Origin of the sequence: Paracoccus sp. (in: a-proteobacteria), from assembly GCF_039808215.1 — a bacterium.
GTDB lineage: Bacteria > Pseudomonadota > Alphaproteobacteria > Rhodobacterales > Rhodobacteraceae > Paracoccus.
This window is the reverse complement of record NZ_JBDHSP010000028.1, coordinates 22,350-36,610: the sequence shown is the minus strand read 5'-3', so window position 1 is coordinate 36,610 and position 14,261 is coordinate 22,350. Positions and strand designations below refer to the sequence as shown.

11 protein-coding genes and 3 pseudogenes are annotated in these 14,261 nt (G+C 66.9%); 6 read left to right on the top strand and 8 right to left on the bottom strand.

From position 1 onward, the window contains the following. A pseudogene (locus WMK75_RS10835) lies at positions 1-254 on the top strand (hypothetical protein); the annotation flags it as partial. A gap of 101 nt (positions 255-355) precedes the next feature. Here the strand turns inward: WMK75_RS10835 and WMK75_RS10830 are convergent. Beyond that, a pseudogene (locus tag WMK75_RS10830) lies at positions 356-1,098 on the bottom strand (IS256 family transposase); the annotation flags it as partial. A 124-nt stretch (positions 1,099-1,222) separates the two neighbouring features. On the opposite strand from WMK75_RS10830, the pseudogene WMK75_RS10825 reads away from it, so the two are divergent. Further along, positions 1,223-1,705 (top strand): annotated as a pseudogene (locus tag WMK75_RS10825) (integrase core domain-containing protein); the annotation flags it as partial. A gap of 99 nt (positions 1,706-1,804) precedes the next feature. Here the strand turns inward: WMK75_RS10825 and WMK75_RS10820 are convergent. After that, complete coding sequence (locus tag WMK75_RS10820) at positions 1,805-2,269, bottom strand: hypothetical protein (protein WP_347267690.1); 465 nt, start codon at positions 2,267-2,269, stop codon at positions 1,805-1,807. 118 nt (positions 2,270-2,387) lie between these two features. On the opposite strand from WMK75_RS10820, the gene rimO reads away from it, so the two are divergent. The 3 genes from rimO to ettA all read left to right on the top strand — a co-directional run bounded on the left by rimO (position 2,388) and on the right by ettA (position 6,431). Continuing rightward, entirely contained in the window at positions 2,388-3,761 is a 1,374-nt protein-coding gene (gene rimO, locus WMK75_RS10815) for a 30S ribosomal protein S12 methylthiotransferase RimO (protein WP_347267689.1), read from the top strand. Between the two features lie 83 nt (positions 3,762-3,844). Further along, positions 3,845-4,702 (top strand): sulfotransferase, encoded by an 858-nt coding sequence (locus WMK75_RS10810; protein ID WP_347267688.1) that lies wholly within the window; start codon positions 3,845-3,847, stop codon positions 4,700-4,702. A gap of 73 nt (positions 4,703-4,775) precedes the next feature. Further along, positions 4,776-6,431: an energy-dependent translational throttle protein EttA gene (gene ettA, locus WMK75_RS10805; RefSeq protein ID WP_347267687.1), complete on the top strand. Its 1,656-nt coding sequence runs from the start codon at positions 4,776-4,778 to the stop codon at positions 6,429-6,431. Between the two features lie 18 nt (positions 6,432-6,449). Here ettA and WMK75_RS10800 read toward each other — a convergent pair whose 3' ends face one another. The 5 genes from WMK75_RS10800 to WMK75_RS10780 all read right to left on the bottom strand — a co-directional run bounded on the left by WMK75_RS10800 (position 6,450) and on the right by WMK75_RS10780 (position 11,686). Further along, positions 6,450-6,668, bottom strand: coding sequence for a hypothetical protein (locus tag WMK75_RS10800; protein WP_347267686.1), 219 nt, complete (start codon positions 6,666-6,668; stop codon positions 6,450-6,452). 4 nt (positions 6,669-6,672) lie between these two features. Next, positions 6,673-7,497: a hypothetical protein gene (locus tag WMK75_RS10795; RefSeq protein ID WP_347267685.1), complete on the bottom strand. Its 825-nt coding sequence runs from the start codon at positions 7,495-7,497 to the stop codon at positions 6,673-6,675. 102 nt (positions 7,498-7,599) lie between these two features. Then, positions 7,600-8,703, bottom strand: a complete 1,104-nt coding sequence (locus WMK75_RS10790; protein WP_347267684.1) for a glycosyltransferase 61 family protein — start codon at positions 8,701-8,703, stop codon at positions 7,600-7,602. 22 nt (positions 8,704-8,725) lie between these two features. Beyond that, positions 8,726-9,721, bottom strand: coding sequence for a hypothetical protein (locus WMK75_RS10785; protein WP_347267683.1), 996 nt, complete (start codon positions 9,719-9,721; stop codon positions 8,726-8,728). 78 nt (positions 9,722-9,799) lie between these two features. Beyond that, entirely contained in the window at positions 9,800-11,686 is a 1,887-nt protein-coding gene (locus tag WMK75_RS10780; RefSeq protein ID WP_347267682.1) for an acyl-CoA synthetase, read from the bottom strand. Positions 11,687-11,958: 272 nt separating this feature from the next. Here WMK75_RS10780 and WMK75_RS10775 point away from each other — a divergent pair, with 272 nt between their 5' ends. After that, positions 11,959-12,465 carry a CAP domain-containing protein gene (locus WMK75_RS10775; RefSeq protein ID WP_347267681.1) on the top strand — a complete coding sequence of 169 codons (507 nt, stop codon included), beginning with the start codon at positions 11,959-11,961 and terminating at the stop codon, positions 12,463-12,465. Here the strand turns inward: WMK75_RS10775 and WMK75_RS10770 are convergent. After that, positions 12,447-14,252: an ABC transporter transmembrane domain-containing protein gene (locus WMK75_RS10770; RefSeq protein ID WP_347267680.1), complete on the bottom strand. Its 1,806-nt coding sequence runs from the start codon at positions 14,250-14,252 to the stop codon at positions 12,447-12,449. The two genes, WMK75_RS10775 and WMK75_RS10770, sit on opposite strands and share 19 nt — an antisense overlap. Positions 14,253-14,261 lie beyond the last annotated feature (9 nt).

The following is a 14,261-nucleotide window of genomic DNA, read 5'->3' as shown; positions in this document are numbered from 1 at the left end:
CCCTCACGTTGTGGCAAATCCGCAATTTCGTGACAGCAATATCAATCGCTTATCAGTTTTGCTGTCGAACTTGGGTGAACCGCGTGATCCGGAAATCCATCAAGACGCGCGGGTCGTTCCCGACCGACGATGCCGCCATGAAGCTGATCTATCTGGCCATCCGCAGCTTCGAGAAGGATGGCCGCAATGTCCGGGAAGGGTTTGCAGCCCGCAACCAGTTCGCCATAATGTTCGGCGAGCGCTTCGCCGCTTGAGCATCTGAAACCGCATGGGACGGGCCAGATACACAGAGTTTAGGACACTCCCGGATCGTCCTTTTCATCGGTCGATCCACCTTATGCCCCTGTCTCAGAAACCGGCACCTCCTCTAAGACCCGCGAGATCGCCCCTTTCAACCCGCTGTGAGCATCGCTGATCACCAGCTTCACGCCGTCGAGGCCGCGGGCTTTCAGCGAGCGTGAGGCAAATCCATCCGAGACACGTCTCGGCTTCGGAAGGGCCCAGCCCCAGGCCGATGATTTCCCTGCGGCCCTCGGTGTTGGCGGCGACAGCGATTATCGCCGCCACCGACACGATCCGGCCGCCCTGGCGCACCTTGAGATAGGTGGCATCGAGCCAGACATAGGACCATTCGCCGGTCAGCGGCCGGTTCGAGGCAATTCGCCGACGCGCTCGTCGATGTCCTTGCACAGCTTCGACACGGTGCTTTTCGAAATGCCGCTCAGTCCCATGGCCTGCACCAGATCATCGACGCGCCGGGTCGAGACGCCGCTGATCCAGGCTTGCCTCGGATCACCGCGACCAGAGCCTGCTCCGAGGTCTTGCGCGCCTCGGGAAAGCCGGGGAAATAGCTGCCCTGCCGCAGTTTCGGCACCCGCAGATTCAGCGTGCCGAGCCGGGTATCAAGCGCACGCTCGCGATAGCCGTTGCGGCCCGGGTCGAGCGTTCGCCGCTGCGTTCATGCCGACCGGCGCCAATCAGTCCTTCGACATCGGCCTCCATGATCAGCTGAAGAACGGTTTCGGCGATGCTGCGCAAAAAATCGCCCTGATCCTGCTTTGCCAGAAGCTCGGACAAGTCCATGTTGGTCTTGGTCATCGGGGTCTCCGTCTGGTTCGTGGTTGAAGCGTCGAAACTCCACCTCGACCATACACCTCGATGGCCACCTCGGATTACACCGGCAGCGCCGGTGAAATTACACCACGCCCGTGGACGCCACCTGACCCGCTGGGTCGTCATCCGCATCTTCAAGGCAAAGACTGCGGCCAATGCACGGCGCTTCCTGCGCGACCTGGAGCGTGCCTGCCCGATCCGCATCCGCACCATCCTCACGGACAATGGCAAGGAATTCACCGACGGCCTGTTCGGTCTGCGCAGGCGTGCCGCAGCGGGGGAGCATGAGTTCGACGCGCTCTGCACCGAACTCGGCATCGAGCACCGCCTGACCCCGCCGAAATCGCCGCGGACCAACGGCATGGTCGAGCGCTTCAATGGCCGGATCGAGGAGGTGCTGCAAAGCCACCACTTCCGGTCCGGCGAGGAACTGGAGGCCACGCTGCACCGCTATGTCTGGCTCTACAACCAGCAGATCCCGCAATCAGCCCTGGGCAGCAAGTCGCCATTGCAGGCAATGAAGGACTGGCACAAACTCAAGCCGAGCCTGTTCAGGAAATGGCCATACTACCTGCCGGGATGTGACACATAACGACGGCATCTGAAAAAGCAGCGCCTGCGGGAACGTCGTGGTGTCGCAACAATTGTTCTCACAATGGCCCGGCCTTTTGCGCAGGAGGGCCGCACCGCCCTATTTTCTGCACAGCCGCGTCTGCGGGTCGAGGCGCACATATTGCCGGGCCGAGATCTTGTGCATCTTCAGCGAATGTTTCCACTCGGCGTTCCACTTGCGCAGGATGCCGTTACGGTAATGTGCCGCCATGATCTCGTCGACCAGCGGCGGGATGATCGTGGTGCCGGGGATGCGCGGGGCGTGAAAGCCCACGGTGGCATCGGGCGCCAGGCAGGCGTTCGGCAGGGTGATGAAGATCGTGCAGGCCGAGCGGCAATAGCCGCGAATCTCGACCCGGCGGCCGCTGCGTTCCAGCTTGTTGCGGTATTTCACCGCCTCGATGACATTGCCGCCGCGGTTGTTGGCGATCACGATCGGGCCGGCCGCCGCCGGGGCGGGCACGGTCAGCACCGCCGCCGCGCAGCCCCCCAGGGCCAGGGCCAGCAGCAGGCTGGCGGCAAGTCTTGCGGTCGGGAGGGCCATGGTCGTGCTCCGGGTTGTGCCGGGGGCAACGCGCCAGAGCCGCGGGCGTTCCAGGGATTTTGCAATGTCGCGCGCGCGGCGCTTAACAAGCGGCCCCGCGCACATTATATGCGCCGCCATGAGCCAGAATCCGCCCCTGTTGCGCCCCGATCTTGCACCCGCCCCGATCTTTGACACCACGCGAAGGGTCGGGCAGCCCACCATCGGCATGGTCAGCCTTGGCTGCCCGAAGGCACTGGTGGACAGCGAGCGCATCCTGACGCGCCTGCGCGCTGAGGGCTATGCCATCAGTCCCGATTACAAGGGCGCCGGCGCGGTGATCGTGAACACCTGCGGTTTTCTGGACAGCGCCAAGGCGGAATCGCTGCAGGCCATCGGCGAGGCGCTGGCGGAAAACGGCAAGGTCATCGTCACCGGCTGTCTGGGGGCCGAGCCCGAATATGTCACCGGCGCGCATCCCAGCGTGCTGGCGGTGACCGGCCCGCAGCAATATGAACAGGTGCTGGACGCGGTGCATGGCGCGGTGCCGCCCTCGCCCGATCCTTTCGTCGATCTGCTGCCGGCCACCGGCGTCAAGCTGACCCCGCGCCATTACAGCTATCTGAAGATCTCCGAGGGCTGCAACCACGCCTGCAGGTTCTGCATCATCCCCGACATGCGCGGGCGCCTGGTCAGCCGCCCGGCCCATGCGATCCTGCGCGAGGCGGAAAAGCTGGTCGAATCCGGCGTACGGGAACTGCTGGTGATCAGCCAGGACACCTCGGCCTACGGCGTCGACCGCAAATTCGCCAGCGAGCGCGGCCACCGCGCCCATATCACCGATCTGGCCCGCGATCTTGGGTCTTTGGGCGCCTGGGTGCGGCTACATTACGTCTATCCCTATCCGCATGTGCGCGACCTGATCCCCCTGATGGCCGAGGGGCTGGTGCTGCCCTATCTGGACATCCCCTTCCAACACGCGCATCCCGACACGCTCAGGCGCATGGCGCGGCCGGCGGCGGCGGCCAGGACGCTGGACGAAATCGCCGCCTGGCGCGCGGCCTGCCCCGAGATCACGCTCCGCTCGACCTTCATCGTCGGCTACCCCGGCGAGACCGAGGAGGAATTCCAGACCCTGCTGGATTGGCTCGACGAGGCGCAACTGGACCGGGTCGGCTGTTTCCAATACGAAAACGTCAGGGGCGCGCGCGCCAACGACCTGCCCGACCACATCGCCCCCGAGGTCAAGCAGCAGCGCTGGGACCGCTTCATGGAAAAGGCACAAGCCATTTCCGAGGCGAAGCTGGCGGCGAAACTGGGCAGTCGGATCGAGGTCATTGTCGACAGCGTCGATGCCGAGGGCGCGACCTGCCGCACCAAGGCCGATGCGCCGGAAATCGACGGCAACCTGTTCATCGACGAGGATTTCGACCGGCTGTCCCCCGGCGACATCGTCAGCGTCACCGTGGACGAGGCCGGCGAATACGACCTCTGGGGCCGGCTGCACGGATAATGCCGGGGTTGTGGCGCGCTGAGGGTTTTCCCCCGCGCGTCTCTGGCCTAAGCAGGGCCAGGGCAGCGAACAGGGCGGCACGCATGAACTGGGACCCCGAGGGCAAACCCCGCAAACCGGATTTTCTGGGCATCGGCGCGCAGAAGGCCGGCACCACCTGGCTGTCGCAGATGCTGGGCCAGCGCCCCGACATCTGGACGCCGCCCTTCAAGGAGGTGCAGTTCTTCAACCACCGCTTTGTCGAGGAGCACCGCGCCTGGCTGCCCTGGCATTTCCGCCGCGCCCGCACGAATATCCGCAAGCGCTGGGAAGCCCGTGGCGAGCCGGTCCCGGCCGAGATGGACGCCTATCTGGAGCGCATCACCCGCGAGCCGATGTTCACCAACCACTGGTACAAGCTGGTGTTCTCGCCCACGCCGGCGGGCGCGCATGGCATTGACGTGACGCCGGAATATTCGACCCTGCCCGAGGAGGGCGTGGAATTCGTGGCGAATTTCCTGCCGCAGGCGAAATTCGTCTATATCATCCGCCATCCGGTCGACCGCGCCATCTCGCAGTTGAAGATGAACCTGACGCGCGCCGGGCGTCGGCCGGCGACGCTGGCCGACTGGCTGGCCGAGATCGAGGACCCGGTGCTGATGGACCGCGGCGACTATCGCAGCTATGTGCCGCGCTGGAACGCGCATTTCGGCCCGGACCGCCTGCTTTATCTGCCCTTCGGCCAGATCGCTGCCGATCCGGTGGCGCTGCTGCGCCGGGTCGAGGAATTTCTCGGCCTGGCGCCGCATGACTATCGCAACCCCGGCGCCAAGGTCTTTGCCTCGGTCCCGGGGCTTTCGGTGCCCAGCGAGGCGCGGGCGCGGCTGCGCGCCAAGCTCGAGCCGCAGTTTGCCTTCCTCGACAGCAGCTTCGGCGCCGATTTCACCCGGCAGTTCCGCTGAGCCTTTCCCTTTCGGTCCGCCTCGACTACATAGCGGCGAACAGCTGACAGCATGAACAAGATGGGGAACGATCATGGCCTCCTACCAGTATGTCTATCACATGGACGGGGTGTCCAAGACCTATCCCGGCGGCAAGAAGACCTTTGAAAACATCCGGCTGAACTTTCTGCCCGGGGTCAAGATCGGCGTCGTCGGCGTGAACGGCGCCGGCAAGTCGACGCTTTTGCGCATCATGGCCGGCATCGACAAGGATTTCACCGGCGAGGCCTGGGCCGCCAAGGGCGCGACCGTGGGCTATCTGCCGCAAGAGCCGCATCTGGACCCGGCGCTGGACGTGCGCGGCAATGTCATGGAAGGCGTCAAGGCCAAGCAGGCCAAGCTTGACCGCTATAACGAGCTGGCGATGAACTACTCGGACGAGACCGCCGAGGAGATGGCGCGTCTTCAGGACGAGATCGACGCCGAGAACCTCTGGGATCTCGACAGCCAGATCGACGTGGCGATGGAGGCCCTGCGCTGCCCGGCCGACGATGCCGATGTGGACAGCCTCTCGGGCGGGGAACGCCGGCGCGTGGCGCTGTGCAAGCTGCTCTTGGAACAGCCCGACATGCTGCTTCTGGACGAGCCGACCAACCATCTCGACGCCGAGACCATCGCCTGGCTGCAAAAGCACCTGATCGAATATCCCGGCACGATCCTGATCGTCACCCACGACCGCTATTTCCTCGACGACATCACCGGCTGGATCCTGGAACTGGATCGCGGCCGCGGCATCCCCTATGAGGGCAACTATTCCGCCTGGCTGGAACAGAAGGCCAAGCGGCTGGAGCAGGAAGCCCGCGAGGACAAGGCCAAGCAGAAGACGCTGGAACGCGAGCTGGAATGGATCCGTGCCGGCGCCAAGGCCCGTCAGGCCAAGCAGAAGGCCCGGATCAACGCCTATAACGAACTGGCCGGCCAGTCCGAGCGCGAGAAGCTGACCCGCGCGCAGATCATCATCCCCAATGGCGAGCGTCTGGGCAGCAAGGTGATCGAGGTCGAGGGTCTGAAAAAGGCCATGGGCGACAAGCTGCTGATCGAGGATCTGACGTTTTCGCTGCCGCCGGGCGGCATCGTCGGCGTCATCGGCCCGAACGGCGCCGGCAAATCGACGCTGTTTCGCATGCTGACCGGCAATGAGGCCCCCGACGCCGGCACGATCACCCTGGGCGACACGGTCAAGCTGTCCTATGTCGACCAGTCGCGCGACGCGCTGGACGCGAACAAGACGGTGTGGGAGGAAATCTCGGGCGGGGCGGAACAGATCGTCCTGGGCGACGCCACCATGAACAGCCGCGCCTATTGCTCTGCCTTCAACTTCAAGGGCGGCGATCAGCAGAAGAAGGTGGGCCTTCTGTCGGGCGGGGAACGCAACCGCGTCCATATGGCGAAGCTGCTGAAATCGGGCGGCAACGTGCTGCTGCTGGACGAGCCGACCAACGATCTGGACGTGGAAACCCTGCAGGCGCTGGAAGCCGCGCTCGAGGATTTCGCCGGCTGCGCGGTGATCATCAGCCACGACCGTTTCTTCCTCGACCGGCTCTGCACCCATATCCTGGCCTTCGAGGGCGATGCGCATGTCGAATGGTTCGAGGGCAACTTCGAGGATTACGAGGCCGACAAGGTGCGCCGCCTTGGCCCGGATTCGATCGAACCCAAGCGGGTGAAATACAAGAAGTTCACCCGCTGAACCCGGGCCCCGGCCGCGTCAGTCGCCGGCCGGGGGGTCGGGCGGGCGGCCGGGCGCCAGCCAGCGCCACAGCGCCTTGGCGGCGGCAAAGGCCACGACCGCCAGGCAGACCGCCAGCAGGATCAAGAGCAGCGATCCCTTGGCCCCGGTCCCGGCCCAGCTTGCCAGCGCGATGCCGGCGAGGATGCCGACCGCGCCGGGCACGCCAAGGGATTTGATGATCTCGCCCAGGTCCATGCGTTCAGAACGACAGGATGCGCTCCCCCATGTCATCGGCCCAGGCCTGCAGCAGCAGGCGCAGGGTTTCCAGGTTCCAGCCCTGCTGCCACAGTTCCGGGTTCTGCTCGATGTCGTCGACCCAACGCCGGAAGAAGCGCAGCGCCTGTTCGTGGCTTGAGACCTGGCTCATGTCCATGCGCAGCATATGCGCATCGCGGGCGCCATGCCTTTCGCCGGGGCTCCAGGCCAGCAGATAGGGGCCGCGCCCTTCGCCCAGGCCGGCGCCGGCCTGTTCCGCCAGCCGGATGGCCCGCAGGCCTTGCAACAGGCTGTAATCCGTGACCGCCTCGCCGCAAAGGTCCACGGGCGGGTCCGCGGTCAGCCGCGCACCCTCGGCATCGGTCTGCACCGGCCAGACGGTGACCATCTGTTCCGCGCGCGGGCTGACCAGTTCCGCGACGGCGGGCAGGGTCGCCACATAGGCCTCGCAGATCATCACATGGCGGGCGCGGTCGGCCGAGGTGGCGCGGCTGGGAAAGGCAAGGATGCCATAGGCGGCGAATTCGGCCGGCGGATATTGCGTCGGTCCGGCAAAGATGCGCGAGGCCCGGATCGTGGCCTCCGAAGCCAGCGCATCGCGCCGGGACGGGGGCGGCACGAAGCTGTCGGTGGAACTGGCCAGCATGCCACCCGACAGCACCGATTGAAGCCCCCTCAGAAACTCGCAGTACGGGGCGCCGGCCAGGTCGTCCCGGTCGCAACCCGGGGGTCCGGCCGCAGCACTGCCGGGCAGCGCGGCCGGGGCCGCAAGCAGCAGGGCGGAAATGAGGATGCCTGACAATCGCATGGCCGGGCCGTGCATTTCGATCCGCGGACGAATGCCCCCACCATAGCCCGAAAACCCCGGAAGACGGAGTCGTTTCGCGACCCCATCCCGCCAGACCCGGCCTCAGGCGGCCTCGCGCAGGGGCTTGAAGCCGGTCTTGTGCGAGGTCTCCAGCCGCGCCAGTTCCGCGGCGCGCTCGGTTGCGGTCAGATTCGGCCAGGGCTTCGGGTTTGCGATCATCCCCGCCGCCAGCAGTGCCGCATGCATGCGCGGGAAATCGACCTCGCCCCAGGAACTGCGGCTGGGCCGGCTGCCCGGCTGCGGCATCCAGTCATTGACCAGCGCGTTGACCTCGATGGCGTCCATCCCCTTGAAGACGCGCAATTGCCGCGCCAGATAGCTGCCGATCTCCATGCTGCGTCGGGTCAGCACCGCGGCCTTCTGCCCGGCGTCGCCGACAAAACCCAGCAGATGCAGCGGCGAGCAATCGGTGCCGATGATCATGCGCGCGGCCTTGTATTGGGCGATCTGTTCGGTCTGGCTGACGTGCTGGGGGTGAAAGATCTCGTAGCCCTCGGCGGCGAGATATTCCTCGATCCGGTATTCGCCGAGGATGCTGCCGCGCTGCGGCCCCAACCTTGAGCGCGAGACATAGATCCTTTCATGGCCCGCGGCCGAGACATTGCGGCCGACCCGGGTGTTGACATGGTCGCGGAATTTCGCGCTGCCCTCGATCAGGTCATACATGCCAAAGCCCTGGCGCGGCACCGACAGGGTTTCCACCCGCGTCACACCACTGGCGATCACCACCGGGATGTCGATGCCGAAGGCATCCAGCATCTGGCGGTGCGCGGCTACCGTCTGGTCGGTCACGCGCAGGGTCTTGGGGGTGAAGATGATCCCGTCCAGCTTGCCCTCGGATTCCGCCAGCGCCCAGGTCCGGGCCAGGGATTCGACGATGAAATGCCCGAAATGCCCGTAGAAGATGCCGCCGAACAGGTAATGCCCCGGCAGGTCGCGGATTTCGGCATCGGCGGGAATGGCGGGCGCGGCATTCACCGGGCGGGTGGAATCGGTCCAGCTGATCGAATTCTCGACGAACTGTCCCTTGGCATCCAGCACCCCCGAGGGCTGATCGCGCAGGCGCTGTTCATTGAGCGGCGGCACGACAAAGGCGCCCTCCAGGGTGACAAGGCTGTTTTCGGCATCGGTCAGGTCAAGTTTCAATGCGGCTCTCCGGCAGCTGGGTTTACGGGGTTCTTGCTCTGGTCAGGAACGGATCCATGCCGGTCATGGCCAGGTGTCGCTTGCGCAGGATGTGGGCGGCATAGGCCTGACCGCGCTGGCGCATGTAACGGATGACGCGCGCCGCAAGCTCGGGCCGGCCGCGGGCGTAGGCGCGCTCGATCACGCCACGGCGATACCAGGGCAGCTTGCGCCCCTCGCGGCACAGCGCATGAAAGCGTGCGGCGGTCAGACCACCCTCGACCGCCTCGCGCATGATGGTGGACAGAAGGCCGGCCCGGCGCAGGAACAGCGCGGACTTGTGCCCGGAGTGGCGCACCGGCAGCGGCACGGTGTTGGCGTGACAGAAACGCGCGGCATGCTGGCGGTCCGGCTCGAACAGCGGGTCGTGGATCAGGAAGACCCGCCCCGCCGCGGCGCAATCGGCGGCGGCATCGGCATAGGGCCCGCTCCAGTCCGCCTTGCGACCGGCGGCAAAGCGCGTCTCCCAGGGCACCAGATCCTTGCGCAGCGTCGATTGCGGGGAAAAGGCCACGACGGTGCAGCCCGGCACAAGCCGGGCAAAGGCGCAGGCGGCATAGCCGCCCATCGAGGTGCCGGTCAGCGTGACCGAGCGGAAGCGGCGGAAAAAGCCGCTGGCCGCCATGTCCTCAAGCACGGCAAACAGCGCCGGGTCGCGGAACCAGCGCGGGGTAAAGGCCATGACACCCAGTTGCGACCAGCCGTTGTTGGCGACAAAGCCGTAGCCCCAGGGCTCGCGGCCGATGGCCTCGTCGCGGGCCGAGGACAGGTTGTCAAAGCTGACGATCAGCTGATCGCTGCCGCGGTCGGTAAAGACCAGCGCGTAATTGCCGAGCGACTGGTAAAAGCCGCGCCGGTGGTCCGAGCGGCGCAGGTCCACCAGCCAGCCCGGCGCGGGATTGCCCGCCTGGTCCGAGCGGGCCGGCTCGCCCTCGGGGCGTTCGTCGTCATCGTCGGGTGTTGCGGCGTGAAGGGACATCGGCAGGGTGCGGTCTTGTTGATGCTGGCGCCCACACTAGCGCCTTGCCGACGGGTTGCAATCAGATGCTGATGATACTCAGTCCAATTCCCACTGCAACGTGTATCGACCCAACAGATCGCCCAGGGCGGCCTCATCGAGGCCGGCGTCGCGGGCGATGCGCGCGACCAGGCCGCGCTTCTTGTCGTCCAGCACCGCGGCCACATGCGCGGCCAGCCCGGCCTCGGCCAGGGCGGCGTCCAGCACCCGCCGGATCGCCAGCTTGCGCAGGTCGGGCTTGAAGATCTTGCCCACCGCCGTCTTGGGCAGTTCCGGCAGGATCTCGACATGCTTGGGGATGGCGGCACGTTCGGGAATGCGCGCATGCGCCAGGTCCAGCAGTTCCTCGACGGTGACGGTGCCGCCGGCGACCAGTTCCACATAGGCACAGGGCAATTCGCCGGCGAAGGCGTCGGGCTGGCCCACCGCCCCGGCAAAGGCCACCTGCGGATGCGACAGCAGCGCGTCCTCGATCATCGCCGGGTCGATATTGTGGCCGCCGCGGATGATCAGGTCCTTGGCGCGGCCGGTGATCCACAGATAGCCATCCGCGTCCATGCGCCCCAGATCGCCGGTGCGCAGGAAACGCCCTTCGGCGAACAGGTCGCGGTTCTTGTCGGATTCGGTATAGGTCGAGCCCTCATAGACGCCGGGGTTGGCGATGCAGATCTCGCCGATCTCGTCGGTGGCGCATTCGCGAAAGCCGCCGTCCTGGCGCTGCAGGATGCGCACCTGCGTATAGGGCAGGGGGATGCCGACCGAGCCCACCTTCTTGAGCCCGTCGATCGGGTTGCAGGACACGAGGCAGGTCGCCTCGGTCAGACCGTAGCCTTCGGCGATCTCGACGCCGGTGGCGGCCTTGAAGCGGTTGTATAGTTCCAGCGGCAGCGGCGCCGAACCCGAGATCGCGGTGCGCAGTGTGCCGACATCGGCATTCACCGGCCGCTGCAGCAGCGCCGCGATGGCGGTGGGCACGGTGATCAGGAACGTGGCCTGCCAGCGTTCGATCAGCTTCCAGAAATTGTCGAAGACCCCCTCGCCGCGATAGCCGGCCGGGGTCGGCATGACCAGATGCGCCCCCGACTCGACGCAGGACATCAGCACCGGATAGGCGGCAAAGACGTGAAACATCGGCAAGGGGCACATCAGCACGTCGGTTTCCGAGAACAGCAGCGTGCCGCCCAGCCAGCCGTTATAGATCATGCCCGACTGCTTGTGCTGGGCGACCTTGGGCGTGCCGGTGGTGCCGCCGGTGTGGAAATTGGCGGCGACGCGATCGCCCGCGGCCTCGTCGAAGATCAGGCGGTTGTGGCGCTGCGCGCTGGCGGCGGCCTCGAAATCCAGCACTTTCGCCTGGTGGCGGATGGCGGTCTTTGGCCGCATCAGCGGCACCAGCAGCCGCTTGATCCCGGTCAGGTAGCGGCGCAGATCGACCTCGAGCACGGTCTGCACCTCGGGGGCCAGCGCCACGGCGGCGGCGGCCTTTTGCGCGATGTCGGATTTCGGGAAGGATTTCAGCGTCACCAGCACCTTGGCCCGGGTCTCGCGCAGGATGGCGGCGATCTGCTCGGGTTCGAGCAGCGGGTTGATCGGGTTCACGATGCCGGCGGTGGCCCCGGCCAGCAGCACCACCGGCGCCTCGAGGCAGTTGGGCAGCAGATAGGCGACGACATCGCCCTCGCCGATGCCCAGGCTGCGCAGCAGGTTAGCGGTCTCGGTGACGCGCTCGTGCAGATCGGTCCAGGTCAGGCTGCGGGCAGGGGCGCCGGGATCCGAGAACAGCTGGAAGCTGATCGCCGGCCGCTGGGGAAAGCGGTCGCGGGTGCGGGTCAGGAGCTGATACAGCGAATGCGGCAGGTCGCGCCGGGCATAAGGCATCTCAGCCTCGACCGCATCGCGGTCTGCGACATTCGCGAACCTGGCCATCCGTCTTCCTCCCGGGTCATGCCGGCCTGCTGCGGCCGTGTCGGGGCCAGCATGGGGCGAAAGATCGCGGCGGGGCAAGTCTCCTGCCCGGAGGTTGCTGTGGCAAAACGCAGCGTCAGGAAGGGGGCCAGGGCGCGGGTCCGATCGGCGGATGACCGCTGCCGCGGCGGCAGGGATTCGCCGAAAACGCGGGTTGGTACCGGGGCAGGGCAATCTGTGATTGAAATGCAGCCGCGCGCCTTCTAGCCTTCGGGCGGAGTCGAGGAAAACACATGCAACTCAGAACCGTCATTCAATGTGCCGGCATGGCCCTGCTGTGCCTGGCGGCCGTCCCTGCGCCGGCCTCGGAGGGCAAGGCGGCGCGTGCGGTCAACTGCCAGCAGACCAGCACGCGCGACAATGCCCTTGCACTCAGCGCCACCAATGCGGCGCGGCAGGCGCGCGGGCTGCGGCCGCTGCGTCTCAACGCCACCCTGGCCGAGGTCGCGGCGCGCCACGCCTGCGACATGGCCCGGCGCGGGGTGATGTCGCATCGCGGCACTGCCAGCAAGGGGCCGATGCAGCGGATGAAGAACCGCGGCTACCGGCCCCGCGTCGCGGCCGAGAACATCGCTGCCGGCCCCTTCAGCCAGGCGCGGGTGCTGCGCGAATGGGAACGTTCGCGCGGGCATCTGGCCAATATCCTGATCCCGCAGGTCCGGGATTACGGCATCGGCAAGGCGGTGTCGGCGGATGGCCGCACCGTCTATTGGGCGGCGGTCTACGGCGCGCCGCGCTGATCGCCCCCGGCCGCGCCTTCGGTGAACTGCAGCCGCGCCAGGCGGGCGTACAGGCCGCCCTCGGCCACCAGCTCTTCGTGCCGACCCTGGGCGACGATGCGGCCGTGGTCAAAGACCACGATGCGATCGGCCTTTTTCACCGTCGCCAGCCGGTGCGCGACGATGATGGTGGTGCGGCTCTGCGCCAGTTCGTCCACCGCCGCCTGCACCAGGCGTTCGGATTGCGCGTCCAGCGCGCTGGTCGCCTCGTCCAGCAGCAGGATCGGCGCGTCGCGCAGGATGGCGCGGGCGATGGCGATGCGCTGTTTTTGCCCGCCCGAGAGCATGACCCCGCGTTCGCCCACATAGCTGTCATAGCCCTCGGGCAGCAGGGTCAGGAATTCGTCGGCATGGGCGGCGCGGGCGGCGGCCTCGACCTCGGCATCCGAGGCGTCGGGGCGGCCGAAGCGGATGTTCTCGCGCGCGGAGGCGGCAAAGATCACCGGGTCCTGCGGCACCAGCGCGATGGCGCGGCGGAAATCGTCGCGGGCCATGTCGCGCAGGTCGATGCCGTCGATCAGCACCCGCCCCGTGGCCGGGTCCCAAAAGCGCAGCAGCAGCTGGATCACCGTGGTCTTGCCCGCGCCCGAGGGGCCGACCAGGGCCACGGTCTCGCCGGGGCGGATGTCCAGCGTCATGTCCTCCAGCGCCGACATCTCTGGGCGCGAGGGATAGTGGAAGGTCACGTCCTGAAAGCCGATGGCGCCGCGCACCGGCCGGGGCAGCGGCAGGGGCTGCGCCGGGTCGCGCAGCGTGTCCTCGGCCGAGAGCAGTTCGGTCAGCCGCTCGGTCGCGCCGGCGGCGCGCTGCAATTCGCCCCAGATTTCCGACAGCGCCCCCACGGCGCCGGCGACCAGCACCGCGTAGATGACGAACTGCACCAGCTCGCCCACGCTCATCAGATCCAGCCGCACGTCGCGCGCGCCGACCCAGAGCACGCCCAGCACGCCGGTAAAGATCAGAAAGATCACGATCACCGTCATCACCGTGCGCGTCCTGACCCGGCTCAGCGCCACGTCGAAGGCGCGCTCGGTCACCTCGCCAAAGCGCCGGCGCACCGGCCCCTCCTGGGTGAAGGCCTGCACGGTCTGCGCCGAGAGCAGGCTTTCCGAGGCCGCGCCCGAGGATTGCGCGATCCATTCCTGGTTCTGGCGCGAGAGCCGGCGCAGCCGCCGCCCCAGCACGATGATCGGCACCACCACCAGCGGCACCAGCAACAGCACCAGCCCGGTCAGCTTGGTCGAGGTCCACAGAAGCATCGCCATGCCGCCGACCAGCAGGATCAGGTTGCGCAGCGCGATGGAGACCGAGGAGCCGATCACCGACTGGATCAGCGTGGTGTCGGTGGTGATGCGGCTGATGATCTCGCCGGTCAGCACGCGTTCATAGAAGGCCGGGCTCATGGCGATGACGCGGTCGAAGACCGCCTTGCGGATGTCGGCCACCACGCGCTCGCCCAGTCGCGTGACCAGGTAATAGCGCATGCCCGTCCCCAGCGCGAGCAGCGCCACGATCGCCAGGGCCGCGCCGAAATACTGGTCCAGCAGATGCGCGCCGGCGTCAAACCCGTCCACGACCCGGCGCACCGCCAGCGGCAGCACCAGGCTGATGCCGGCGGTCACCGTCAGCGCCAGCATCGTTGCAGCCAGCAGCGGGCGATAGGGGCGGATGAAGGGCCAGAGCGCGCGCAGCGCCCCGATCCGGCGGGTGGTGGGGCGATCTGCGATGACCGTGGTGCCGCGTGCCATGTGTTGTCT

Bases quoted from the DNA above. Each gene is read 5' to 3' on its own strand.
- WMK75_RS10820 (WP_347267690.1), bottom strand. From the start codon at position 2,269: ATGGCCCTCCCGACCGCAAGACTTGCCGCCAGCCTGCTGCTGGCCCTG.
- rimO (WP_347267689.1), top strand. From the start codon at position 2,388: ATGAGCCAGAATCCGCCCCTGTTGCGCCCCGATCTTGCACCCGCCCCG.
- WMK75_RS10810 (WP_347267688.1), top strand. From the start codon at position 3,845: ATGAACTGGGACCCCGAGGGCAAACCCCGCAAACCGGATTTTCTGGGC.
- ettA (WP_347267687.1), top strand. From the start codon at position 4,776: ATGGCCTCCTACCAGTATGTCTATCACATGGACGGGGTGTCCAAGACC.
- WMK75_RS10800 (WP_347267686.1), bottom strand. From the start codon at position 6,668: ATGGACCTGGGCGAGATCATCAAATCCCTTGGCGTGCCCGGCGCGGTC.
- WMK75_RS10795 (WP_347267685.1), bottom strand. From the start codon at position 7,497: ATGCGATTGTCAGGCATCCTCATTTCCGCCCTGCTGCTTGCGGCCCCG.
- WMK75_RS10785 (WP_347267683.1), bottom strand. From the start codon at position 9,721: ATGTCCCTTCACGCCGCAACACCCGACGATGACGACGAACGCCCCGAG.
- WMK75_RS10780 (WP_347267682.1), bottom strand. From the start codon at position 11,686: ATGGCCAGGTTCGCGAATGTCGCAGACCGCGATGCGGTCGAGGCTGAG.
- WMK75_RS10775 (WP_347267681.1), top strand. From the start codon at position 11,959: ATGCAACTCAGAACCGTCATTCAATGTGCCGGCATGGCCCTGCTGTGC.
- WMK75_RS10770 (WP_347267680.1), bottom strand. From the start codon at position 14,252: ATGGCACGCGGCACCACGGTCATCGCAGATCGCCCCACCACCCGCCGG.